20 protein-coding genes are annotated in these 22,828 nt (G+C 65.8%); 14 read left to right on the forward strand and 6 right to left on the reverse strand.

Annotated features, from left to right (window positions below):
• The first annotated feature begins 85 nt into the window (after positions 1 to 85).
• From LOC56_RS13110 to LOC56_RS16405, 5 genes are all read left to right on the forward strand, one after another.
• Positions 86 to 1,480, forward strand: coding sequence for an FAD-binding oxidoreductase (locus tag LOC56_RS13110; RefSeq protein ID WP_229952672.1), 1,395 nt, complete (start codon positions 86 to 88; stop codon positions 1,478 to 1,480).
• Between the two features lie 176 nt (positions 1,481 to 1,656).
• Positions 1,657 to 2,415, forward strand: a complete 759-nt coding sequence (locus LOC56_RS13115) for a LamB/YcsF family protein (protein WP_229952673.1) — start codon at positions 1,657 to 1,659, stop codon at positions 2,413 to 2,415.
• The gene (locus LOC56_RS13120; protein WP_229952674.1) at positions 2,412 to 4,223 is read left to right on the forward strand and encodes a carboxyltransferase domain-containing protein; all 1,812 of its coding nucleotides are present in this window, start codon (positions 2,412 to 2,414) and stop codon (positions 4,221 to 4,223) included. The genes LOC56_RS13115 and LOC56_RS13120 overlap by 4 nt, the downstream gene beginning before the upstream one ends.
• Positions 4,220 to 5,980 (forward strand): acetyl/propionyl/methylcrotonyl-CoA carboxylase subunit alpha, encoded by a 1,761-nt coding sequence (locus LOC56_RS13125; RefSeq protein WP_229952675.1) that lies wholly within the window; start codon positions 4,220 to 4,222, stop codon positions 5,978 to 5,980. Before LOC56_RS13120 ends, LOC56_RS13125 begins: the two co-directional genes overlap by 4 nt.
• Before the next feature lie 558 nt (positions 5,981 to 6,538).
• The gene (locus LOC56_RS16405) at positions 6,539 to 7,957 is read left to right on the forward strand and encodes a DUF222 domain-containing protein (protein ID WP_442860107.1); all 1,419 of its coding nucleotides are present in this window, start codon (positions 6,539 to 6,541) and stop codon (positions 7,955 to 7,957) included.
• 76 nt (positions 7,958 to 8,033) lie between these two features.
• Here LOC56_RS16405 and LOC56_RS13130 read toward each other — a convergent pair whose 3' ends face one another.
• The 4 genes from LOC56_RS13130 to LOC56_RS13145 all read right to left on the reverse strand — a co-directional run bounded on the left by LOC56_RS13130 (position 8,034) and on the right by LOC56_RS13145 (position 12,213).
• The gene (locus LOC56_RS13130; RefSeq protein WP_229952676.1) at positions 8,034 to 9,281 is read right to left on the reverse strand and encodes an MFS transporter; all 1,248 of its coding nucleotides are present in this window, start codon (positions 9,279 to 9,281) and stop codon (positions 8,034 to 8,036) included.
• A 51-nt stretch (positions 9,282 to 9,332) separates the two neighbouring features.
• A complete protein-coding gene (locus LOC56_RS13135) occupies positions 9,333 to 10,622 on the reverse strand; it encodes an NRAMP family divalent metal transporter (protein ID WP_442860105.1) in 1,290 nt (429 codons plus the stop codon).
• A gap of 107 nt (positions 10,623 to 10,729) precedes the next feature.
• Entirely contained in the window at positions 10,730 to 11,557 is an 828-nt protein-coding gene (locus LOC56_RS13140) for an MBL fold metallo-hydrolase (RefSeq protein ID WP_229952677.1), read from the reverse strand.
• 17 nt (positions 11,558 to 11,574) lie between these two features.
• A complete protein-coding gene (locus LOC56_RS13145; protein WP_229952678.1) occupies positions 11,575 to 12,213 on the reverse strand; it encodes a GNAT family N-acetyltransferase in 639 nt (212 codons plus the stop codon).
• A 156-nt stretch (positions 12,214 to 12,369) separates the two neighbouring features.
• Here LOC56_RS13145 and LOC56_RS13150 point away from each other — a divergent pair, with 156 nt between their 5' ends.
• From LOC56_RS13150 to LOC56_RS13180, 7 genes are all read left to right on the forward strand, one after another.
• Positions 12,370 to 12,738, forward strand: a complete 369-nt coding sequence (locus tag LOC56_RS13150; protein ID WP_229952815.1) for an ArsR/SmtB family transcription factor — start codon at positions 12,370 to 12,372, stop codon at positions 12,736 to 12,738.
• Positions 12,735 to 13,241, forward strand: coding sequence for an SRPBCC family protein (locus LOC56_RS13155; RefSeq protein WP_229952679.1), 507 nt, complete (start codon positions 12,735 to 12,737; stop codon positions 13,239 to 13,241). The genes LOC56_RS13150 and LOC56_RS13155 overlap by 4 nt, the downstream gene beginning before the upstream one ends.
• Positions 13,241 to 13,732, forward strand: a complete 492-nt coding sequence (locus tag LOC56_RS13160; RefSeq protein ID WP_229952680.1) for an SRPBCC family protein — start codon at positions 13,241 to 13,243, stop codon at positions 13,730 to 13,732. The genes LOC56_RS13155 and LOC56_RS13160 overlap by 1 nt, the downstream gene beginning before the upstream one ends.
• Before the next feature lie 9 nt (positions 13,733 to 13,741).
• On the forward strand, positions 13,742 to 14,176 hold the full coding sequence (locus tag LOC56_RS13165) for a VOC family protein (RefSeq protein ID WP_229952681.1): 435 nt from the start codon (positions 13,742 to 13,744) through the stop codon (positions 14,174 to 14,176).
• Positions 14,177 to 14,457: 281 nt separating this feature from the next.
• Positions 14,458 to 15,831, forward strand: coding sequence for an amino acid permease (locus LOC56_RS13170; protein ID WP_229952816.1), 1,374 nt, complete (start codon positions 14,458 to 14,460; stop codon positions 15,829 to 15,831).
• A gap of 458 nt (positions 15,832 to 16,289) precedes the next feature.
• Positions 16,290 to 17,222 (forward strand): tRNA glutamyl-Q(34) synthetase GluQRS, encoded by a 933-nt coding sequence (gene gluQRS, locus LOC56_RS13175; protein ID WP_229952682.1) that lies wholly within the window; start codon positions 16,290 to 16,292, stop codon positions 17,220 to 17,222.
• Positions 17,223 to 17,231: 9 nt separating this feature from the next.
• The gene (locus tag LOC56_RS13180; RefSeq protein WP_229952683.1) at positions 17,232 to 19,052 is read left to right on the forward strand and encodes a glycoside hydrolase family 15 protein; all 1,821 of its coding nucleotides are present in this window, start codon (positions 17,232 to 17,234) and stop codon (positions 19,050 to 19,052) included.
• Positions 19,053 to 19,121: 69 nt separating this feature from the next.
• On the opposite strand, the gene LOC56_RS13185 is transcribed toward LOC56_RS13180, so the two are convergent.
• Entirely contained in the window at positions 19,122 to 20,120 is a 999-nt protein-coding gene (locus LOC56_RS13185) for a GmrSD restriction endonuclease domain-containing protein (RefSeq protein ID WP_229952684.1), read from the reverse strand.
• 149 nt (positions 20,121 to 20,269) lie between these two features.
• On the opposite strand from LOC56_RS13185, the gene ppk2 reads away from it, so the two are divergent.
• Positions 20,270 to 21,304 carry a polyphosphate kinase 2 gene (gene ppk2, locus LOC56_RS13190; RefSeq protein WP_229952685.1) on the forward strand — a complete coding sequence of 345 codons (1,035 nt, stop codon included), beginning with the start codon at positions 20,270 to 20,272 and terminating at the stop codon, positions 21,302 to 21,304.
• Between the two features lie 84 nt (positions 21,305 to 21,388).
• Positions 21,389 to 22,198: an alpha/beta fold hydrolase gene (locus LOC56_RS13195; RefSeq protein ID WP_229952686.1), complete on the forward strand. Its 810-nt coding sequence runs from the start codon at positions 21,389 to 21,391 to the stop codon at positions 22,196 to 22,198.
• Here the strand turns inward: LOC56_RS13195 and LOC56_RS13200 are convergent.
• Positions 22,195 to 22,767 (reverse strand): GNAT family N-acetyltransferase, encoded by a 573-nt coding sequence (locus LOC56_RS13200; protein ID WP_229952687.1) that lies wholly within the window; start codon positions 22,765 to 22,767, stop codon positions 22,195 to 22,197. The two genes, LOC56_RS13195 and LOC56_RS13200, sit on opposite strands and share 4 nt — an antisense overlap.
• Between the last annotated feature and the right edge of the window lie 61 nt (positions 22,768 to 22,828).

Genomic DNA, 22,828 nt, shown 5'->3' on the forward strand with positions numbered 1-22,828 from the left:
AGAATTTGTTGCAGCGGCAGGAAAACCTAAGGACCGGACACCATCCGGGCGTCCGGCGGCTGCCGCGTGAAGGCGGTGTAACGCCATGGACCCCCAGTTTTCCCCGGACTCCGTTGCGGACCTGCGGGCGTCCCTGACCGGTTCCGTCGTCCTGCCGCAGGATGAGAATTACGACGACGCCCGCCGCGTCTGGAACGGCATGATCGACGTCTTGCCGGCGATGGTGGTGCGCGTTGCTTCCGTCGAGGACATCGCCGCGGTCCTCGCCTTCGCCCAGCAGTGGGACCTGCCGCTGGCGGTCCGCGGCGGCGGGCACAACGTTGCGGGGAACGGGACGGTGGCGGACGGGATCGTGCTGGATATGGGTGGCCTGCGGGATGTCAGCGTAGACGTGGACAGCGGCACCGTTACGGTGCAGGCGGGAGCCACCATGGGCGACGTCGACGCCGCCACCGAACCGTACGGCCTGGCCGTTCCCATGGGCGTCGTTTCCGGTACGGGGGTGGCCGGGCTGACCCTCGGCGGGGGTGTCGGCTGGCTGACCCGCGCGCATGGACTAAGCATCGACAATCTGGAGGCTGCCGACGTCGTCACCTCCGACGGCGAGTCGGTCCACGCATCCGCCGATGATCATCCGGAACTGTTCTGGGGGCTGCGCGGCGGCGGCGGGAACTTCGGCGTCGTTTCTTCCTTTACCTTCCGGGCGCATCCGCTGCCCGCGCAGGTCCTCACCGGGAACCTGGCGTACGGCAACATGCACTGGCACCAGGCGCTCGCCGCCTATGACGCGTGGGCGGCCGATCTGCCCGATGAGATGACCACCATCATCAGCTGCCTGGTACCGATCGAGGAATGGGACATGGGAGACCAGCCGCTGATGGTGATTGGACTCGCCTGGGCGGACCCGGACCAGGAGGCCGGGGCAGCACTGATCCGGCAGCTTGCCGCGGCAGCTCCCCCTGACATCGAGGCAGTGGAAGCGGTGCCCTGGTCGGACTGGCAGACGGCCATGGATTCAACCTTCCCGCCAGGCTCACGCGCCTACTGGAAGAATGCCTCCATCGACCGGCTGGATGACGCCGCCATCGACGCCCTGGTCCGCGCCGGCTGTGAGCAGACCTGGCGCGGGACCGGCTTTGACATCCACCATCTGGGCGGCGCCTACGGCCGGGTGGCGGACGACGCCACCGCCTTCCCCACCCGGGATGCCCCCTACTGGCTGAACATTTACGGCTTCTGGCAGGACCCGGCGGACGACGCCGCCCGTACGGCTTTTGTCCGCGGGCTGGCGAAGGCGGTGGAACCGTTCTCCTCCGGCGCGCAGTACGTGAACTTCATGGGCGCCGAGGATCCGGTGGCGCAGGGCACCGCCCCGTCGGTCTACGGGGCGGACAAGCTGGCCCGGCTTACCGCGCTGAAGACCGCCTACGATCCGCAGAACCTCTTCCGGCGGAACCACAACATCGTGCCGACCGGGTAGGAGGTCAGGCGTATCCCGGGAGACTTGGTACCGAGACGGGTGTCCGGGACCGCCGGCATTCGCCACAAACCGCAGATTATTGATCCCGCCAACCGGACCGGGCACACTGTTACCGGACGCTTCCCACCATGTTCCACGTTCCCCATTCGGCGTCCCCTCAGCGCGGAGGTTCCACCATGCCGGTCATCGATCTGAACAGTGACGTCGGCGAATCCTTCGGCAACTGGACCATGGGCGACGACGCCGCAATCTTCGAATCCGTTTCCAGCGCCAACGTGGCCTGCGGCTTCCATGCCGGAGATCCTTCCACCATCGCGCAGACCTGCCGCGACGCCGTCGCCGCCGGTGTCACCATCGGCGCGCACGTGGCCTACCGGGACCTGGCCGGGTTCGGCCGCCGGTTCCTGGACTGCTCCTACACGGAACTGCTGGACGACGTGCTGTACCAACTCGGCGCACTGCAGGGCCTGGCCCGCGCGGCGGGGTCCGAGGTCCGCTACGTGAAGCCGCACGGTGCCCTCTACAACACCATCGTCCGGCACGAGGTGCACGCCCGCGCCGTCGTCGACGCGGTCCGGGCTTTCAACAAGGACCTGCCTGTCCTGCTGCTGCCCGGTGCCGTCGCCCTGGAAATGGCCGCCGACGCCGGTCTGCGCGGTGTTGCCGAAGCGTTTGCTGACCGCAACTACAACCCCGACGGCACGCTCGTCTCCCGCCGCGAGCCCAATGCGGTAATCCACGACGCCGGCACGGTCACCGCCAACATGGTCCGGCTGGCCACGCAGGGCACCATCACCGCTATCGACGGCACCGAGATTCCGATGCAGGCCGAGTCCATCTGCGTCCACGGCGACACCGCAGGTGCGGTCGCCATGGCGAAGGCGGTCCGTACCGGCCTGGAGGATGCCGGCGTGAGTATTTCGAGTTTCGTGTGAGCGTGGGCGGGGCCGGCGAATCGGGCGGGGGCACCGGCGCTCGTATCCGCGGCATCCGGCCTGCCGGGACGCGCGCACTGCTGGTCGAACTCGAGTCGCTGTCCGACGTCGTCGCCCTCCACGCCGAGCTCCGCGCCAGGCCGCTGCCCGGGCAGGTGGATGTGCTGGCCGCCGCCGCCACCGTCCTCGTCCGGTTCGCCGGCCGACGGGAAACAGTTGCCGCCGCAGGACTCATCGAGACGCTGGACCTCACCCACGGCACGGCTGCCGATGCGCGGACGGTCACCATCGAGACGGTGTACGACGGCGAGGACCTCGCCGAGGTTGCCCGACTCACCGGATTGTCCGAAGACGCAGTGATCAAGGCACACACCGGTACCCCGTGGACCGGTGGTTTCGGCGGGTTTGCGCCCGGGTTCACCTACCTCGTGGGCGGCGACCCGGTATTGAAGGTGCCCCGCCGCAGCAGTCCCCGCACGGCGGTGCCGTCCGGTTCGGTGGCACTTGCCGGGGACTATTCCGCTGTCTATCCGCGCGAATCCCCCGGCGGCTGGCAGCTGATCGGCCACACCAACGCCGTGATGTGGGACCTGGCCCGGGAGTCTCCGGCGCTCATCCGGCCTGGGGATTCGGTTATCTTCCAAGCAGTCCGCGAACTCATCACCACTACAGCTCCAAGGGACGGGGCCGAGGCTGGCCAAACCAAAGAGGAGGTGGCAGACCAGGGGCGCGGGCACCTCGTGGGTCCCGCATCGCCGACCGAGGAACGAGGGAGGTGTCTAAGGGACGACGAGGTGCCCTCGCCCACCCAAGGCGGGCACGCTGCACTCGAGATCAAAGCGCCCGGCCTCCAGTCCCTGATCCAGGACCTCGGCCGGCCCGGCTTCGCCGACCTCGGCGTCTCCGTGTCCGGCGCCGCAGATTCCCGTTCCGCGCGGCAGGCCAACCGCCTGGTGGGCAACCCGTCCGACGCTGCTGTCATCGAAAACCTCTTCGGCGGATTGGAGCTGATTGCCCGCGGCGATACGGTCCTGGCCCTTGCGGGCGCGGAGCTGCCGTCCGCCGTCGTCTCCCCCAAAGGCGACCGTGACCGTCCCGCGCCGCTGAATGCGCCCTTTGCGCTGCTCGACGGGGAAACCCTGGCCCTGGGCTCGCCCTTCCGCGGCGTACGCAGCTATGTGGCGGTGCGCGGCGGGATTGCCGTGGAGCCTGTCCTGGGCAGCCGGAGCACGGACACGATGAGCGGTATCGGACCGGCGGCGTTGGACGCCGGGACGTTGCTGCCCGTGGGCACCGTGTCCGGGTCGGCTCCGGTTGGGGCTTCCGAGCCGACGTCGTTGGCGTTGGGATCGGACGCCGGTCGCGACAATGAGAAGGCTCCGACACAGCTGCGGATCACCGCCGGTCCCCGGCACGACTGGTTCGGGCCCGACGCCGCCGCGGCCCTCACCCGCCCCGTTTGGCTTACCACCAACGAGTCGAACCGGATCGGCGTGCGGCTGGCGACCGACCCCGAAGACCCGGAAGCGCAGCCGCTGAACCGCTTTCGGGACGGGGAACTGGCCAGCGAAGGCGTGGTTGTCGGCTCGCTGCAGGTGCCCCCGTCAGGCCTGCCCGTCCTCTTCCTGGCCGACCATCCGGTCACGGGCGGGTACCCGGTGATCGCCGTCGTCGTTCCGCAGGACGTACCTATTGCCGCCCAGCTCCCGCCCGGGCACCCGGTGCGCTTTGTTTTTGTCGATCCCGACACCCTGGCTCCGCTCTCCCCCGCTGAAGCGGGCGCGCTGTTTCCGGAAGGAACCCCATGAAAAAGGTCCTGATCGCTAACCGCGGCGAGATTGCCGTCCGTGTAGCCCGTGCCTGCTCGGACGCCGGAATTGTCTCAGCTGCCGTGTATTCGGAGCCCGACGCCGATGCGCTGCACGTGCGGGTTGCCGATGAGGCGTATGCGCTGGGCGGAGCGTCCGGTGCGGACACGTACCTGAATATTCCGAAGCTGATTGTCGCCGCGCATCGGGCAGGGGCGGACTCGGTCCATCCGGGGTACGGGTTCCTTTCGGAGAATGCAGACTTTGCCCAGGCGGTGCTCGACGCGGGACTCACCTGGATCGGTCCGTCGCCGCAGGCCATCCGCGATCTGGGGAACAAGGTCACGGCGCGGGAGATCGCCGTCCGGGCCGGGGCTCCCCTGGTGCCGGGCACGGAGGGTCCGGCGCAGAATGCTGAAGAGGTCCGCGCCTTTGCAGAAGAGCACGGGTTGCCGGTGGCGATCAAGGCGGCGTTCGGCGGCGGTGGACGCGGCATGAAGATTGCCCGGCGGATGGAGGATGTGGAGGACGCGTTCGAATCCGCTGTCCGTGAAGCCGTTTCCGCGTTCGGCCGCGGAGAGTGCTTTGCGGAACGGTTCCTCGATAAACCCCGGCATGTGGAGGCGCAGGTGCTGGCCGATACGCACGGGAACGTCGTCGTCGTCGGCACCCGGGACTGCTCGCTGCAGCGGCGGAACCAGAAACTCGTGGAGGAAGCGCCCGCACCGTTTCTGAGCTCCGAGCAGCGCGCGACCATTCACGAATCGGCCAAGGCCATCTGCCGGGAGGCCGGCTATACCGGTGCCGGAACCGTCGAATACCTGGTCTCGCCTGACGGCCTGATCAGTTTCCTGGAAGTCAACACCCGGTTGCAGGTCGAGCATCCGGTGACGGAGGAGACCACCGGCGTCGACCTGGTCCGGGAGCAGTTCCGGATTGCCGACGGGCTGCCCTTGTCCCTCACGGAGGATCCGGTGCCGTACAGGCATGCGTTCGAGTTCCGGCTCAATGCCGAGGATCCCGCACGGGGTTTCCTGCCCGGGCCTGGTCTTGTGGAGGCGTTCGAGCCGCCGACCGGTCCCGGCATCCGGATGGATTCCGGCGTGCGGTCCGGCTCTGTGGTGCCTGCCGAGTACGACTCGCTGATGGCCAAGCTGATTGTCTGGGGCGAGGACCGTCCGCAGGCTCTGCGCCGTGCCCGGGCTGCGCTGGACGAGCTGGTGATCCGTGGCGTGCCGACGGTTGTGCCTTTCCACCGTGCTGTCGTCCGGTCCGAAGCGTTTACCCGTTCCGGCGAGCTGGGCGTCTACACCACGTGGATCGAGTCGGAATTTGCTGAACCTCTTGCTGCTTCGCCCGAAATTGCTGCGTCGGTGCCCGGTGCCGAGCGGGAAACGCTCACCATCGACGTCGACGGCCGCGCTGTAACTGTGGGGCTTCCGGCGGCGCTTTTGAGTGCGTTGCGGGCGGGTGGTTCTGGTGGGGCTGGTGGGGCTGGTGCTGCGGGCGCTGGTTCTGGGGCCGGTGGTGCCGGGGGCGACGACGTCGTTCTTGCCTCACCCATGGCCGGGAACCTGGTGAAATGGGTGGCCGACGACGGCATGGAGTTGGCGGAGGGCGATCCCGTGGCGGTGCTGGAGGCTATGAAGATGGAGACCACCGTGCGGGCTCATCGTGCCGGCGCTTTCTCCCGTGCTGCTATCGAGCCGGGTACTGCCGTCGGCCGGGGGGATTCGCTCGGGGAGATTCGCTCGTGAGTTTAGGGTCGGCGGGATTTCGTCGTCCCGGGCTCGCCGGTTCGGTTTTTCGCCGACTGATCCCTCCCCGCCCTGCCTGATCTATCCCCGCTTTGCCGCCCAATCCCTCTCCCCGCTCCGCCGGCCGGTCGTGCCCCGTCCTGCCCGCTTGATCCCTCCCCGCCCCGCCGCCTAATCCCCTCCCCGCCCCGCCGCCCGGTCGTTCCCCGTTCCCCGTTCCCCGTTCCCCGTTCCCTTTCTCCTTACCTGGCACCCACCTCCCCCACACCCGCACTTTTCCTCCACAGATGACTTCCGCTGAGTGCCTCAGTCTTGTTCTCCACAACGGGCTTATCTTCTGGCGACGTGCGTCCTGCGTCTTGATGGAATTGGTCCATGCAGTCATACGAGTTCCATGTGTCGGAGACCGGAGCAGCGAGCACCGGCAACGATGCCTGTGCCGGTACGGCTGCGGACGCCTCGATTGCTGACGGACTCAGCGGAAGCCTGCGGTTGCAGAACATCCAATCCCTGGGACAGGAAGACGTCCTGAGAACCTTGGAGAGTCTTGACGCTCTTATGGGATGGTTGCAGGCACAGCAGGCTCGGGCCGTGACTCGGCTCGAAGCAATCGTCGCCCGCGATGTTGATCCGGACGATAGCTTGAGCACCGCCGGCGGTCCGCAAACGGCGTTCCGCCTTGCGGCTTCCGAAGTCGGGGCTCTTCTGTCCCTCCCGCCTATGACTGCTCAACGTCTGCTTGTCGATTCCTCCACTCTTTGCTCAGAGTGCCCATCAGTTCTGGCCGAACTCGAGGCGGGTAGGCTCAGCTACCGCAAGGCACAGGTCATCTGCTCCACTGTCGTTTCCCTCCCGGAGCCCACACGCATAAAGCTGGAAAACCGGCTGCTGCACGAGGCAGATGGCCTCACGGCTGCGCAGTTGGAGCGGAAAGCCCGGAGATTGTACGAGGGCATAGTCCCGGAATCGGAGCTGAACGTTCGCCACCGGCGCGCTAAGAATGACCGGCGGGTTTGTCTCGAACCGCAATTGGACGGAATGTGCTTCCTCTCGGCTCGTCTTCCTGCGCCCGTCGGTCAGGCTATTTTTACCGGGCTCACAACATGTGCGCGGTCCGAACAAGCAGCCGGGGATCCGCGGACCGTGGACCAGTTGCGTGCGGACATATTCACGTCCGTGTTGCTGGGTGAAAGCACGGTCCCTGGCGGCGGCCAGCGCACGGCATCTGGGGGCCGCGAGCGCGCAACCTCCGGCTCTCGCTGCCGCGATCGTCGTGACGGCTGGGACGACGTTTCCCTCCTAGCCAACACACGTTCCGAATCGGACCCTTCTCGTTCTGGCAGTGACGCAACCGATTCCGCAGCCGACCCCGCTAGTGTCTCCCCTGCCGACGTCCCGGGAACTTCGCCCGGCCCTGTCGCTCCTCTCGGGCCGCGGGTGAAGGCCGAAGTGATGGTCCTGATCAACGTGGAAACCCTTCTCGGCCTGGACAACCGTCCCGCGGAACTTAACGGATACGGACCCATCAGCGCCGAGTCGGCCCGAGAGCTTGTCCGCAGCATCGGACATTGGACCGGGCTGCTTCACAAGGGCACTACCGGCGAAATTCTCGAAGTGGGTCGACAGCGACGGGTGCCTCCTGGACTCCGCCGATGGCTGCAGGCCCGCGATTCAACCTGCCGCTTTCCAGGCTGCTCTGCAAACGCACTCACAGCGGAAATAGACCACACCATTCCGTGGGCTAGGGGCGGGCCTACCGACCATGGGAACCTCGAATGCCTTTGCCGAAAGCACCATGCCTTCAAGACGGCTGGTTTTTGGACTGCTCGGCAACCCGAACCGGGCCTACTCGAGTGGACGTCTCCCGCTGGCCGGAAGTACAAAACCCGGGCACACCTCAATCTGGCCGAAGGCACTGCTGAACTCCGACAGGAACCAGCGCTCACCGGAGCAACGTATGAGCCTCCACCGTTCTGAGCGGATATCTCCGCGGGACCCAAACCACCGACGCGTGGCCCCTGTCCTGTCCGTCCCACCGATCCCCACTATCGCCCTACACCGCCTGCCCGTCGGGCGATACCTTCCCGTCCGATTCATCACCGACGGGCCGTCGGGGCCCCGGAATGACTGCCACAGCAACCACACCGAGGGCAGCAGCAAGCGCAAACACGTAGAACCCGAACGGATACGCAACCCCTGCGGCGACCAGCAGCCCGGTTAGCCAAGGGCCCACAATCGCACCCAGCCGTCCGACGCCGGCAACAAACCCCATTGCCGATGCCACTACGGCACGCGGATACAGATAACCGACAAACCCGTACACCAGAACCTGCGCACAGAAGACAAAAACGCCGGTCACAAGAACCACGGCGTTTACCAGAAGCGCGCTCTCCATCCGGATGCTCAGCAGAACCAGCAGCACTGCGGCGGCACCGAACCAAACCATGGTGGTCCCCTTCGGACCCCGCTTGTCCGCAACTCGTCCGCCCACCAACAGCCCGATCACTGCCCCGACATTCAACACCAGCAGCAGCACCAGCGAGGCGGAAACGGCATAACCGGCTTCGCGCATAATCTGCGGCAACCAGGTATTGAGCCCGTACACAAGCATCAGCCCCATAAAAGCCGCCACCCAAAGCCCAAGAGTGATCCGCAGGTACGGCGGCCGAAGCAGGTCTCCGATCTTCACCTGCACATGCCCCTCCTGCTTGGCAGCCAGATGCGCCGATCCAGTCTCCGGCAAACGGAACCACATCACGACGGCGGCAGCCAGACCCACCGCACCGCCCGTATAGAACAGCCAAGCCCAGTGTTCCTTGAAAACAATGGCCAGCACCGATGCCAGAACGGCACCACCGTGATAGCCCGTCATGGTGATGGTGGTGGCGTTGGCCTTGCCGTTCTGCGAAGCGGTTTCCTGCATCGCAGTCAGGGCGACCGGCATGCACCCGCCCAGACCCAAACCGGCAAGAAACCGGACCACTCCCATCAACGCGACGTTGGGCATGAGGGGAAGCAGCAACGTCAACACGGAGAAGATCACTACGCAGACGATCAACGGCACCCGGCGGCCGAGCCGATCGGAAATCGGCCCGATCAAGGCAGCACCGATGCCCACCCCCACCAGTGAAATTGTGGACACATAAGTGGCTCCGGCAGCGGTGATCCCGACGTGCCGGGTATCCAGCAGGGTGGGGATGGCAGCGCCGAGGGCAACAATGTCGAAGCCTTCAAAAACCACCGTCAGCCAGCAGAGGGCAATGATCCAACGCCGCCTGGTAGAGGAAGCCTGCTTGTGCATGATTCACGTCCTTGAATTGGACCGCGGCTCTTCGTTAGTACACCGGTCCGGCTACGTCCACAAGGCCTGCAGTCCGGCAAGCGAATTCCACCCCAGATACAGGGTGAGCAGCCAGGCCACGACACCGACGGTAAGCAGCCAACGCGGATACCGATACCCGGACAGGAGGTCACTCCGCCGCCAGGCAGCCCAGAGCAGGACGGCGAATCCGAGCGGAAGAATGAGCCCGTTGAAAGCCCCCGCAAAGACCAGCAAGGTCTGGGGCGGCTGGCCCAGCAGGAGGTAGGCCGCAGCGCACACGGCGATGAAGGCAACCGTAAGCAGGTTTCGCACCCGGTCACTGCCGGAAAGCTTGGTGATGAACGAAACCGAAGTGTAGGAAGCGCCGATTACCGAGGTCAGGGCAGCGGCCCAGAAAACTATCCCGAAGAGCCGAATTCCCAGTTCGCCCGCCGCAATCCGGAAGGCATCGGCAGCGAGGTTCTCTCCGCTCAGCACAGCTCCTCCGGCAACCACTCCCAGAACGGCCAGGAACAGCAATACCCGCATCACCCCCGTAACGATGACCCCCAACAGGGCAGCCCGGGTAATGGGCTTGATGTTCTCCAGACCGGAATTTCCCGAGTCGACCATCCGGTGCGCCCCGGCGTAGGTGATGTAGCCGCCGACCGTCCCGCCGATCAGGGTGGTGATGGCCAGGAAATCCACCTGCTCCGGCAGGACCGTGTTCTTCAGGGCACTGCCGACCGGCGGGTTGGCGACGATGGCCACGTAAAGCATCAGCAGGATCATCAGGGCGCCGAGGACCACCACTACCCGGTCCAGTGCCAGGCCCGCCCGTTTGGACAGGAAGATGAGGATGGCGAGCACTGCGGAGATCCCGGCACCAATCCGCGGATCGAGTCCGAGCATGGCATTTAGGCCCAGCCCTGTCCCGGCCACGTTGCCGATATTGAAGACCAGTCCGCCAACAAACACCAGGATGGCCAGCACCAACCCGGCACCCGGCAGGACCTTGTTCCCCAGCACCTGGGCACGCAGACCGGAAATGCCGATGATTCGCCAGACGTTCAGCTGCACGGCAATGTCCACCAGGATCGAAACCAGGATGGCGAACGCGAATGCTGCCCCCAGCTGGACCGTGAAAACCGTGGTCTGCGTGATGAACCCCGGGCCGATGGCACTGGTGGCCATCAGGAACATGGCGCCGAGGATGGCGGCCCGCTTCGGATCCGGAGGCTTCCGTCCCCGCCGCTTTCCGGCGGCCTGCCCGGGTTGCGCCGCGGAGGCGGCGCTACGCGTTCCGGCCGCCTTCTTCCGTTTGCCATTGGCACCCGGCACAGCGTCTGGATCTTTTGGGACAGCCTGTTCGTCCATGCGCTTCTCCGTTCAGCGCGGATGCGATTTCCGCGGCCAGTGTACGGCGGCCGGACACGGGCCGGAAGACGTTATTCAGGCTTCGATCTCCCGGCAGGTTCCACCCGCCCGTAGGTAGGCTCGCCCGCCCACCCGGCCCCCGGAGCAAACACAGGTTTGGCCTTGGCGGTTGGCTGCCTCCTGGCGGTGTCCACGGCATCACGGATTGCCACCCTCACCGCCGGACCATGCCCGGGCAGGATCAGGGAGGCATCAAGCCTGGCCAGGATCGGAAGTGCTGCGGCAACCGCTGCGCCGTCGTGATGGAACATCGAGTGCAGCAGCTGCGGACCGCTGCGCGCACTGATGGCGTGGCCGGTGACCAGCGCGTCGCCGGTGATGACAGCCCTGGCGGTGGGCAGGTAGAACGCGGTATGGCCCGGGGTATGCCCGGGGGTCGGCACGGCCACCGGGCGGCCGGGAAGATCCGCCAGCACCTCATCCGTCCAAATGGCTGCGGACGGCACCGGGATTCCCCTGACCCCTCCGGCCCGCAGCACGTGGACGCTCCACTGCAGGATCCGTGGCTGCCATGCCCGCGCCAGCACCTGCAGCGGGGACACCTGGAATTTTTCCTTCCCCTGCAGGTGCCGGTGCTCGGCCGCGCTGGAAAGTACCGGCGTGCCGTAGGTGACGGCGAAATACGCTGCGGCGCCGGTGTGGTCCACGTGGGCATGGGTTATCAGCACCGCCGCCGCGTCGGCGGGATCCAACCCGGCGGACCGGACCGATTCCAGCACCAGCGGCAGGTCCCCGCGGTAGCCGGCGTCGACCAGCGTGAACTTTTCCTCCCGGCGCATAATGATCCAGTTCGACGCCGGTCCCTCCACGAATACGACGTCGGCTGCCGGTTCGCTCATGCGGTACTGGCTGCTCTTCACGGCTCCCCTCCCGGTTCTGCCTGCCATTGTCCCTGCCGGCGGGCTCCGCCGACAGACCCCGCCCTCCTGCCGCGCCATTCATCGGCCAGGAGCGCATAGCGAAGGTCATCGAGCCAGCGGCCCGAGCGGTGTAGGGACCCCTGCCGGGATCGCCCCTCGCGCCGCATACCCGTTTTTTCCATGACCCGCCAGGATGCGGTGTTGTCCGCGAAACATTCCGCCACGACCCGCCGCAGGCCCAGTTCCTCGAAACAGATGCGCACCAGTTCAGCCACGGCTTCGCTCGCATATCCCCGTCCGGCATATTCCGGTGCGATGACATAGCCGATCTCCGCCTGCGTACCCCGCGCCAATACCTCTATTTCTTTCTGCGCCCACGCGTCCTGGCGGACAAGATAGAGGTCACCAACCAGCGTTCCGGCGTGTTCCACAACAAAAATGGCTGCCAGCTGCTCCGGCTTCCCGAGCCGCTCCACGAAGGTATCCACGTCCGTGGGCTCGGCCGTCAGCCATTGCGCGACCTCGGGCTTCCGGCGGTACTCGAACACCTGCGGCAGGTCTTCGAGGACGGCGGGGCGGATGGTGAGGCGGGGTGTGGTGACGGGCCAACGGACGCCAAGGGGATTCGCAGTCATGGCACCATAATGGCCTAGACGGGTCTCCGGCCGGCCTCCCGGAAAAACCAGCCGCAACCCATTGACCGGCACCCCGCCCGGGCGTAGCTTCGTAATCAACCGAAAGGTTGAACAACCAGCAACTTGATTACACATCGACAGAAGCTGACCGACCGCATGGACTCCCACAGCGACGAACCCCTTCTGGACAAGGCCTTCCTGGCCCTGGCCGATCCGGCCCGCCGCCAGATCATTGCCCGGCTTTCCCGGGGCCCTGCCACGGTCAACGAACTGGCGGAACCCTTCGAGATTTCCAAGCAGGCCGTCTCGAAGCACATCCAGGTCCTCGAGCAGGCGCAGCTTGTCACGCGCAGCCGTGACGCGCAGCGCCGGCCCGTCCACCTGAATCCCGCACGGTTGGAGGCACTCACCGCCTGGATCGGCCAGTACCGGCTGGTCCGCGAGGAGCAGTTCCGCAGCCTTGACGCCGTGCTCAACGCACAGGCCGCAGCCAAAGGCGGCCCGCAGGCAAAGGATCCATCATGACCAACGCACTGCAGCTCACCGTCCCGGACGGTGTCCCCTTCATTGATTTCACCCGCGAGGTGGACTATCCCGTGGAGCAGGTCTTCCGGGCATACGCCGAACCGGACCTGCTGGCCCAGTGGCTGGGGCCCCGGGGAATGAAGATGGACATCAACCACTACGATTTCCGCACCGGCGGCTCCTACAGCTATATCCATACCGGCCCGGAGGGAGTGCCCTACGAATTCCGCGGCATCTTCCACACCGTGCGGGAAAATGAATCCGCGATCCAGACCTTCGAGTTTTCCGGCTATCCCGACGTCACCAGCCTGGAATTCATGACACTCGAAGCGCTCGACGGCGGCCGCACCCGGATCAGCGCCCACGCGGTCTACCCCTCCATGGAGGCACGCGACGGCATGGCGGCCTCCGGCATGGAGTCCGGCGTCGCCGAGGGCTTTGACCGGATGGATGAGCTGCTCGCCCAGCTCCAGCCGGAGGCACTGCAGGGAAGGGGTGCGTGATGAGCAAAAATCCCCTGACGTTGAGCGCCCCCGCCGGAGAACCCTTCCTGGAGTATCAGCGCGACTTCGATTTCCCGGTCAGGGCTGTGTTCCAGGGACACACGGATCCGGACCTCTATGTCCAATGGATCGGCCCGGTGGACCTGACCACTCGGATGGACGTGTTCGAGCCGCGGTCCGGCGGTGCCTACCGGGTAGTCCAGTCCGCAGGTGACGGCGAGGAATATGCCTTCCACGGCATGTTCCACACGGTGCGCGACAACGAGTTTCTGCTGCAGACCTTCGAATTCGAGGGCTACCCGGACGTCGTGACGCTCGAATACAGCACCTTCTCCGAGCTGCCCGACGGCAGGAGCCGGGTGACCGGCCGTTCCCTCTACCCATCGGTTGAATCCCGGGACGAGTTCCTGGGCAACGGCATCGAAGAGGGCATGTCGGACGGCTACGACCAGCTGGATGATCTGCTCGCCTCCGTCCGGACCGGAAGCTAGGGGCTGATCATGGATTGGACCCTTGAGGTGGTGATCGTCCCGGTCAGCGACCAGGACCGGGCGATCTCCTTCTACCGCGACCAGGTGGGCTTCAACCTGGATCACCGCACGTCGACCGGGCAGATGGACTTTGCGCAGCTGACTCCGCCGGGCTCGGGCTGCTCGATAGTGCTCGGGGATACGGGTTCCCAGCAGGGCATGGTTCCCGGTTCCCTGCGGGGACTGCAGCTGGTGGTTTCGGATGCGCAGGCCGCCCGGCAGGAGCTGCTGGACCGCGGCGTGGAGGTTGGCGACGTGACCGTCTTTGATCAGCGCGACGGCGGAACATTCTTCAGCTTCTCGGATCCGGACGGCAACGCCTGGACCGTGCAGGAAATGAAGGTCCGGGCGGACAAGCCCCTGATTCCGCACGAGGCGCGGATCAGCTATCCACCGGAGCAATAGGGGCTAAGCCGAGTCTTTAACCTGTGACGACGGGGCTTCCATGCTGGAACCCCCGTCGTCCAGATCGTCACGCAGACCGACGGCGCCGCTATGAGATGGCTCACCCTGCCCTCCAAAGGTTCGGGACGTGGGACGCAACGAAAAATCCCGGTGGCTCCAGCGGGCGTAATATGGATTGGCCCCTGAACTGGGCCTACCCCCACATTCCAAGGTGCGTTTACTTGAAGTCCTCCTTTACCCAGGCGCTGGCCCGCGGGTTGAACGTCCGGCACATCCGCTTCATGGCGCTCGGTTCGGCCATCGGCACCGGCCTGTTCTACGGGTCCGCATCGGCCATCCAGTCCGCCGGACCGTCCGTCCTACTGGCCTACATGATCGGTGGAGCCGCTGTGTTCCTGGTTATGCGGGCCCTCGGCGAGATGGCAGTCCGGCATCCGGTGACAGGTTCGTTCGGGCACTACGCCAGCCGTTATCTGGGCCCGTTCGCCGGGTTCATCACCGGCTGGACGTTTGCCTTTGAAATGGCCATCGTCGCGATTGCCGACGTCACCGCTTTCGGCATCTATATGGGCTTCTGGTTCGAAGACGTGCCGCGCTGGATCTGGATCCTCGCCGTCATCCTGCTGATTGCCGCACTGAACCTCATGCGGGTGAAGGTCTTTGGCGAGACCGAGTTCTGGCTCTCGCTGATCAAGGTCTCAGCGATCATCGCGATGATCGTGGGCGGAGCAGCCATCGTGGTCTTCGGGTTCGGACTGCCCGACGCCGCGAACCCCGGCCTGGATACGATGCTGGGCTCCGGAGGGTTCTTCGCCAACGGATTCTGGGGCCTGCTGGCGTCCTTCTCGATTGTGATGTTTGCCTTCGGCGGCATCGAAACCATCGGCATCACCGCCGGCGAAGCCGACAACCCCAAGAAGGCCATCCCCGCGGCAGTGAACACCGTTCCGGTACGCATCCTGCTCTTCTACGTCTGCGCCCTGGGCATCCTGATGATGATCTTCCCGTGGCAGGACATCAACGGGGAAACCAGCCCGTTTGTGCAGATCTTCGACACCTTGGGCATCCCGGCAGCGGCACACATCCTCAACGCTGTGGTCATCACCGCAGCGATCTCCGCCATCAACTCCGACATTTTCGGTGCCGGCCGCGTCCTCTACGGACTCGCGCAGGAAGGCCAGGCCCCGGCGTCGTTCGCTCGCATTTCGCGTAACGGGGTGCCGTGGATGACCGTGGCGACCATGGCGGTGGTGCTGCTCGTCGGCGTCGTACTGAACGCCCTGCTGCCCGAATCGCTGTTCACGATCATTGCGTCCATCGCCACCTTCGCGACCGTTTGGGTGTGGCTGATGATCCTGCTCTCGCACATCGCCATGAAGCGCGAAATCAAGCGCCGGAACCTGCCGGCGTCGGAATTCGGTGTGCCGTTCTGGCCGGCCGCATCCTATGCGGCACTGGCTTTCATGGTGTTCATCGTGGTGCTGCTCGGCATCATGCCGGACACGCGGATCGCGCTGGTTGTCGGCGCCGTGTGGATTGTGCTGTTGTTCGCGGCGTACCGGCTGTGGGTGCGCGGCGACGGTCTGGTACGTGCGGAACTGGCAGACGAAACGGGCGACGCCGGAGCGCACGGGGCAGCGGAAAGCCGAGTCTGATCCCCTCCCCCGTTTTTCACAGGAGGACCGTCCGGTTAGCCCGGGAGCAGTCCGGACGTCCCGTGTGAAGACACACCCGCAGCGGGCATCCGGAGGGTACGGAACAGAGCGAGGCTGAACCGACCTAACCGGAGCGTGATCAGCGGCCAATCGGTCTGGGCACACTCCTGTCCGTCCGATTGCTCCCGCTCCTGCAGGGTTTGCCTGAAGCGGCGGCGCTGCTCCGCTTCAGCCTGCCGCTGCCGATGTTCCAGCCGGGCAAGTTCGAGCTCCATAAGTCCCATAGCTGCAACGCTAGGCACCGCACCGGCAAGCACGCCACAGCCTTGCGGACAGCTTCGGTCCGGAACGACAGGACCCGTCCGCGGCCTCTGGAAACGGCATCGCAAAACTTACGTCCGGTCCCCTGCAGCTGGGGAGAGGCGCCGGGCAACACGGCACCGGAATAGACTGAAGCTGTGCCTATTTCCTCCGCCGCCGGCCGCTTCGCTCCCAGTCCCACCGGAGAGCTGCATGTAGGAAACCTGCGCACCGCCCTGCTGGCCTGGCTCTTTGCCCGCAGCACCGGCCGCCGGTTCCTGCTGCGGATGGAGGACCTCGACCGGGTGCGGTCCGGCGCCGAAGCGGCCCAGCTGCGCGACCTGACCGCCGTCGGCCTGGACTGGGACGGCGAGATCATCCGGCAGACCGAACGCACCGAAATCTACTTGGACGCGATCGCCGGGCTGCGCCGTGCCGGACTCGTCTATGAATGCTTCTGCACCCGGCGCGAAGTGGCGGAAGCGGCGTCGGCCCCGCACGCGCCGCCCGGAGCCTACCCCGGAACCTGCCGCCATCTCACCGAAGAGCAGCGCGCCCGACGACGGCGGGAACGTCCCGCCGCCCTGCGCCTGCGGTCGGAGGTAAACGAGTTCACCGTGACCGATGAGCTGCACGGCAGCTACACCTCGGCGGTGGATGACCTGGTGCTGCTGCGCAACGACGGTGTCCCCTCCTACAACCTTGCGGTGGTCCTCGACGATGCGCTGCAGGGCATTGACCAGGTAGTGCGCGGGGATGACCTGCTCAGCTCTGCACCCCGCCAGGCGTACCTCGGTTCCCTCCTCGGGTTGCCTCCGGTCAGCTACGCCCATGTTCCGCTGGCGCTGAACACCGCGGGCCAGCGGCTGGCCAAGCGCGACGGCGCGGTCACCCTCCAGGACCTCGCCGCTGCGGGGCTGGACGCGGACGCGGTCCGGACCCTGATCCTCGGGTCACTGGGGCTGCCCGGAAACCTCAGCGACGCCCTGGCCGGATTCTCTCCCGCTCGAATCCCGCTGGAGCCGTGGATCTTCGACCCCGCACAGGAAACCACACCCCATCCCCCGTCATTGGTGAACCCTCGACCCTAGGAGTCCTGCATGAGCCTGCCCTCCCCGGACCGCCGCGACGGCTACGTGGACCTGCGTTCCTACGGCGCAATTGGCGATGGCCGGACGGTGGCACTCGTTGCGCTGGATGGATCGATCGACTGGTACCCGACCCCGGACCTGGATTCAACGCCCGCCTTTGCCCGCCTGCTCGATGCAGCGCACGGCGGACAGATTGAACTGCGTCCCGTCGCGGACTTCACAGTCGAGCGGGCCTATGTGGAAGGCACCAACGTCCTGGCCACTACGTTTTCCACCGGGACCGGACGCGTGCGGGTCACGGACTCGCTGAACACAGGGGTGGCGGGAAGGCTTCCGTGGGGCGAACTGGCGAGGCGGATTGAGGGTCTCGACGGCGAGGTTCCGATGCGCTGGGAGGTAACCCCGGGCAGCAGTTTCAACACCGCCTCACCGTGGGTCCAGCATTCGGTGCACGGCCCCGTCCTGCAGGTGCAGGGCACCACCATGGCCGTACGGGGCCAAGGCATCGGCTTTGAGGACACGCAGGTTGCCGCGGACGCCGCCGACTCCGGCACACATGAGGTTTCCGACCGCGGAATCAGCGGCACGTTCACCTCCCGGTCAGGTTCACGGCATCTGCTGGCCCTGATTACCACCCATGAAGAGCCGCTGCCGCTGCCGGAGCTGGACACTATCGACGACGGCGTGGACCGCACCATCGCCAACTGGCAGGCCTGGTCCCGGGAGTTTCAGTACGACGGGCCGTGGGCCGACGCCGTCGAACGCAGCGCACTGGCCCTGAAGCTGCTCCTGCACAGCCCCACGGGTGCCATCGCGGCAGCAGCCACGACGTCACTGCCCGAGAACCTCGACGGCGGCAAGAACTGGGACTACCGCTATGCCTGGGTCCGGGATACCGCCTACACCCTGCACGCCATGATCCGTTTCGGGCTGCGCGAGGAGGTCCACGCCGCCGTGTCGGGAATGCTCAAGAGCGTGCGCCGGCAAGGCGACGACCTGCAGGTCTTCACCCGGCTGAACGGCGACCGGGCCGAGGGCGCAGATATCCTCGATATGCCCGGCTGGCGCGGCATCGGGCCGGTGGTCAACGGGAACGACGCCGCCAAGCAGCTGCAGATGGGCGTCTTCGGCGACCTGTTCAACATTGTCCAGATGTATGTGGACGCCGGGCATGTCCTGGATACCGGAACGGGACGGTATCTGGCAGACCTCGCGGACCTGGCCTGCGATGTGTGGCAGCGGAAAGACTCGGGCATGTGGGAGCTGGACGAGGAACGCCACTACACCACTTCCAAACTTGGCTGCTGGCATGCGCTGAGCTGCGCGTCGCATCTGGCCGACCTGGGGCAGATCCCGGGAAATCCCGAACGCTGGCGCGCCGAGCAGGAACGCATCCGCGACTGGGTGGCAAGCAACTGCTGGTCCGAGGAGCGGGGCAGCTACGTCTGGTATCCCGGCACGGACCAGCTGGACGCCTCTATCCTGCTGCACGCCATCAGCGGCTTCGACCGCGGCGAACGCATGTCCTCCACCCTGGATGCCCTGCGCAGCGAACTCGGCCGCGGGCCGCTGCTGTACCGGTTCAGCGGCGCCGAGAAGGAAGAGGGGACCTTTGTGGCATGTGCGTTCTGGATGGCTGCGGCCCTGGACCGCGTGGGCCGGCGGGAGGAAGCCACCGCACTGATGGATGAACTGGTTCCGCTGGCAAACGACGTTGGCCTGTTCACCGAGATGATCGCCGAGGATCACTCCTTCCTCGGCAACTTCCCGCAGGGGCTGTCCCATCTGGCGCTGATTACTGCGGCGCTGACCCTCGCGGAGGAGCGGTAGGTCCTGCAACGGCAACAGGCCCCGTTTCCGCTAGTGGTGCGGATCCGGAGCCTGTTAGTGAGCCAACCGCTAGGATGTGCAGCCCACGCCGTCGCCGTCCCCGTCGAACTTTGGATCCCAGCCGGCGTCGCCTGGGCGGATCGGCGCCACACCCGCGGCCTTGACGGCGGTGCAGTTGGCATAGACGGTTCCGGCGGGTGCAGCGGGAGCGGGTTCTGCCGCCGGTGCAGCCGGAGCGGGCTCGACGGCGGGCTGCGCGGCACCGGCTGCAGCAGCCGCTGCGGCAGGAACGGTGCCGTCCCGCGCGGGAACCGGCTCATCCGGGCAGCCGGACAGGACGGCAGCAATCGCATCATGCTCGGCCTGCGTCATCCACAGCCGGTATTCGGCCTTGACCGCCGTCTGGCGGGCTACGTATTCGCAGCGGAAGGCCTTGTTGGCCGGCAGCCAGGTGGCGGCGTCGCCGTCGGACTTCGCGCCGTTCGCGGGACCGTCTGCGGCCATGAGGTTCAGCGGATCATTGGCGAATTGCCGGCGTTCTTCGGCGGACAGCTGCTGCGCCCCCTTCTGCCAGGCATCGGACAGGGCCACCACATGGTCGATCTGGACCGCGGTACTGGTGGTGTTGCCGCGGACAAACCCAATAGTGGTTCCCGTGTAGGGATCCAGGAACGTGCCGGAGGCAACCACGCATTCCTGAGTTCCGTCCTTGTACACAATGTCCACGAGGTCGCGGGCGAGGATGTCGTTGCGGGTGTCGCAGCCGTTGTGGTCGGTATCGGCCCAGGCCGGCCCGAACTGCTCGCGGTCGTACCCGGTCTTCGGCGCGCGGCCCTTGATCGGGATGCCTGCCAACTGGTCCAGCGCGGTGCCGGCTGCGGCGGGCTCGGCAGGTGCGGCGGGTTCCGCTGCGGCAGACGGGTCCGCGGGTTCGGCAGACCCCGTCGCAGGCTGGGTCGCGGAGGACGGGGCTGGAACGGAACCGGTGTCGGTAACGGGGGTGCAGCCGACAACGCCTAGGGCGAGCAGGGCAACGAGGGACAGAGCTTTAGTGCGTAGTGAAGTCATCGCGATCCATTATCGGCGGCACGACGCCGGCTCCCGCTCAGGCGCGCCGCCCGTGCGGCCCGCCGCCGCTATGAACAGAGACGCGTTCCCTCTTCCAGTCGGTGGGCAGTGCCGCGTAAGTTCGGATAACTAACCCGGCAGGAGATGTCATGGCAACTAATAAGAACGGCACCAAGGAAGTTTCGGCCCGGCGACCGTCAGCCAACGGACTTGCGGCGGATGAGCAAAGCCTGGACGGCCAGCGCGTGGCGGTCGCGGAAGACTATGCCCAGGAACTCGACGAGCTCCAGGAACTGAAAACGAAGGGCAAAAAGCTCAAGATCAAGGTCGACGACGAGGCCTGGCGCCAGAACTACCCCTACGACACCAAGCTCAGCCGGCGCACCTATGACCGGCAGAAACGCCGGCTCCAGATCGAACTGTTGAAGATGCAGCTCTGGGTCAAGGAGACCGGGCAGAAAATGCTCATCATCTTCGAAGGCCGCGATGCCGCCGGAAAGGGCGGGGCGATCAAACGGTTCGATGAGCATCTGAATCCCCGCGGTGCACGCGTCGTGGCGCTGGAGAAGCCCACCTCCGAGGAGCAGACCCAGTGGTACTTCCAGCGGTATATCCGGACCCTGCCCAGCGGCGGAGAGATCGTGATGATGGACCGCTCCTGGTACAACCGGGCCGGCGTCGAACGCGTGATGGGGTACTGCACCCCGGCGCAGTACCTGGAGTTCATGCGGGAGGTTCCCGAGCTCGAACGGATGCTCGTCAATTCCGGCACCCTGCTGCACAAGCTGTGGTTCTCGGTAGGTCGGGCGGAGCAGCTGGCCCGGTTCGCTGCCCGGGAAACGGACCCGGTGAAGCAGTGGAAGCTCTCCCCCACCGACCTGGCCAGCCTCGATAAGTGGGACGCGTACACCGAGGCGAAGGAAGCCATGTTCTTTTACACGGACACCGGAGACGCTCCCTGGACCGCGGTGAAGTCCAATGACAAAAAACGCGCCCGGCTCGAAGCGATGCGCCATGTGCTCAGCACGGTGGAATACCCGAACAAGGACCAATCCATTGCGCATGCACCGGACCCGCTGATTGTGGGACGTGCCTACAACCATTTTGAAGAGGACGAAAAACCGCACGGCAGTTTCCCCGTGGTGAAACCGCAGGGAAACGCTACGACGCAGGCCGCGGGGTAGCTGCCGCGTAGTCGTGCCGGGCACGGCTCATACTCCGGCCAGTCGCTCCCCCGGCGAGACCAGGAGCACGCATAGGATCGCGGGGTGATAGCCCGCGAAATAGGAAACGGCCAACCCCTGGTGCTCATACATGGGTTTGGTGTGGACCACCGGATCCTGCTGCCTCTGGAAAGCGCCCTCGGCGACCTTGCCTGGCGTCGCATCTATCTTGACCTTCCCTGGGCCGAGAACGGCTCCGGGAAGCCCGCCGCCGGCACCCAAGAGGTGGCGGACGGCGTCGTCGACGAAATCAGGAACCGGCTCGGCGACGAGCCGTTCGCCCTCATCGGAAATTCCTTCGGCGGCATGGTGGCCCGGCACGTTGCCCATATCCTGAAGGACCAGGTGCTCGGGCTGGCAACCCTGGTGTCGGTGTTCACGGCAGTCCACGAAGACCGGATCCTGCCGCCCCGGCAAATCATTCACCGGGACCCGGCCCTCGCGATGGCCGCGGCAGAAGGCGCATCCGACTTCGAGGACGAGGCGGTCCTGCAGACAGCCGACGTTTTCGCGGGCTTCTCCGAATACGTGCTTCCTGGCCTCCAAGGCGCAGATCAAGCACTTATGGAACAGATCGCCGCCAACTACGCGCTGGACGCGGAGCCCGAGCTCGCCCACCCGCAGCCGTTCGAAGCACCGTCCCTGCATATTTTCGGCCGGCAGGACCACGTCACGGGATACGAAGACGGCTGGGCAATGCGGAAGCATTACCCGCGCGGCACCTTCACCGTGCTGGACGCGGCCGGGCACAACCTCCACCTCGAACGTCCGGCGCTGGTCTCAGCACTGATTCGGGATTGGATTGAGCGCGTTGAAATCCATGGCGGTTCCGGTTCATCCGCCGGGCTGTCCTAGCCCGCGGCCCGGTATTCCTCTTCCAGCATTCCGAGCAGCACCTGGTCGTGGAACTCTCCACGGTGGAACACGGCCGCGCGGCGTCGCCCTTCTTCCCGGAACCCCAGCGACCGATACAGATGGATGGCCCGCGAGTTATAGGACCACGTCTGCAGTTCGGCCTTGTGCGCACCCATTTCCTCAAAAACAATCCGCAGTCCAAGTTGCAGGGATTCCCGGCCCAGGCCCTGGTCCTGGAATTCCGGACTAATGATGATTGCCAGGGTGGCAATCCGTTCCGGAACGGATATACCCCAGACACTGATATGTCCGATCAGCTTTTCGGCCGGATTGACAATGCTGTAACCGAAACCTGACGGTGACTCATTCTTGCTCCAGGTCCGGAACATGGCCGCCGCGGTCTCCTGCGGACGGACGGTGACCCGGTCCTGCTGGAGGATCGCCTGGGACGGGTCATTCCACCACTCGGCCAGGTGTGCGAGGTCAGGTTCACGAAGCTCCCGGAAGCGGACCCGCTCGCCGGTGAGCATTGACGATGACCATTCCTGGAGACCGGCAGAATCATTCATGCGGCGATAATAGCGCACGGGTATTTGGGGGCCGGGACTGCACCGGGGCTTAACGCGGAGG

This window comes from Arthrobacter sp. zg-Y179, from assembly GCF_020907345.1.
GTDB lineage: Bacteria > Actinomycetota > Actinomycetes > Actinomycetales > Micrococcaceae > Arthrobacter_B > Arthrobacter_B jinronghuae.

Bases quoted from the DNA above. Each gene is read 5' to 3' on its own strand.
- LOC56_RS13145 (WP_229952678.1), bottom strand. From the start codon at position 12,213: ATGACTGCGAATCCCCTTGGCGTCCGTTGGCCCGTCACCACACCCCGC.
- LOC56_RS13140 (WP_229952677.1), bottom strand. From the start codon at position 11,557: ATGAGCGAACCGGCAGCCGACGTCGTATTCGTGGAGGGACCGGCGTCG.
- LOC56_RS13130 (WP_229952676.1), bottom strand. From the start codon at position 9,281: ATGCACAAGCAGGCTTCCTCTACCAGGCGGCGTTGGATCATTGCCCTC.
- LOC56_RS13180 (WP_229952683.1), top strand. From the start codon at position 17,232: ATGAGCCTGCCCTCCCCGGACCGCCGCGACGGCTACGTGGACCTGCGT.
- LOC56_RS13155 (WP_229952679.1), top strand. From the start codon at position 12,735: ATGACCAACGCACTGCAGCTCACCGTCCCGGACGGTGTCCCCTTCATT.
- LOC56_RS13150 (WP_229952815.1), top strand. From the start codon at position 12,370: ATGGACTCCCACAGCGACGAACCCCTTCTGGACAAGGCCTTCCTGGCC.
- LOC56_RS13160 (WP_229952680.1), top strand. From the start codon at position 13,241: ATGAGCAAAAATCCCCTGACGTTGAGCGCCCCCGCCGGAGAACCCTTC.
- LOC56_RS13170 (WP_229952816.1), top strand. From the start codon at position 14,458: ATGGCGCTCGGTTCGGCCATCGGCACCGGCCTGTTCTACGGGTCCGCA.
- LOC56_RS13185 (WP_229952684.1), bottom strand. From the start codon at position 20,120: ATGACTTCACTACGCACTAAAGCTCTGTCCCTCGTTGCCCTGCTCGCC.
- LOC56_RS13200 (WP_229952687.1), bottom strand. From the start codon at position 22,767: ATGAATGATTCTGCCGGTCTCCAGGAATGGTCATCGTCAATGCTCACC.
- LOC56_RS13125 (WP_229952675.1), top strand. From the start codon at position 4,220: ATGAAAAAGGTCCTGATCGCTAACCGCGGCGAGATTGCCGTCCGTGTA.
- LOC56_RS16405 (WP_442860107.1), top strand. From the start codon at position 6,539: ATGGGATGGTTGCAGGCACAGCAGGCTCGGGCCGTGACTCGGCTCGAA.
- LOC56_RS13110 (WP_229952672.1), top strand. From the start codon at position 86: ATGGACCCCCAGTTTTCCCCGGACTCCGTTGCGGACCTGCGGGCGTCC.
- LOC56_RS13115 (WP_229952673.1), top strand. From the start codon at position 1,657: ATGCCGGTCATCGATCTGAACAGTGACGTCGGCGAATCCTTCGGCAAC.
- ppk2 (WP_229952685.1), top strand. From the start codon at position 20,270: ATGGCAACTAATAAGAACGGCACCAAGGAAGTTTCGGCCCGGCGACCG.
- LOC56_RS13165 (WP_229952681.1), top strand. From the start codon at position 13,742: ATGGATTGGACCCTTGAGGTGGTGATCGTCCCGGTCAGCGACCAGGAC.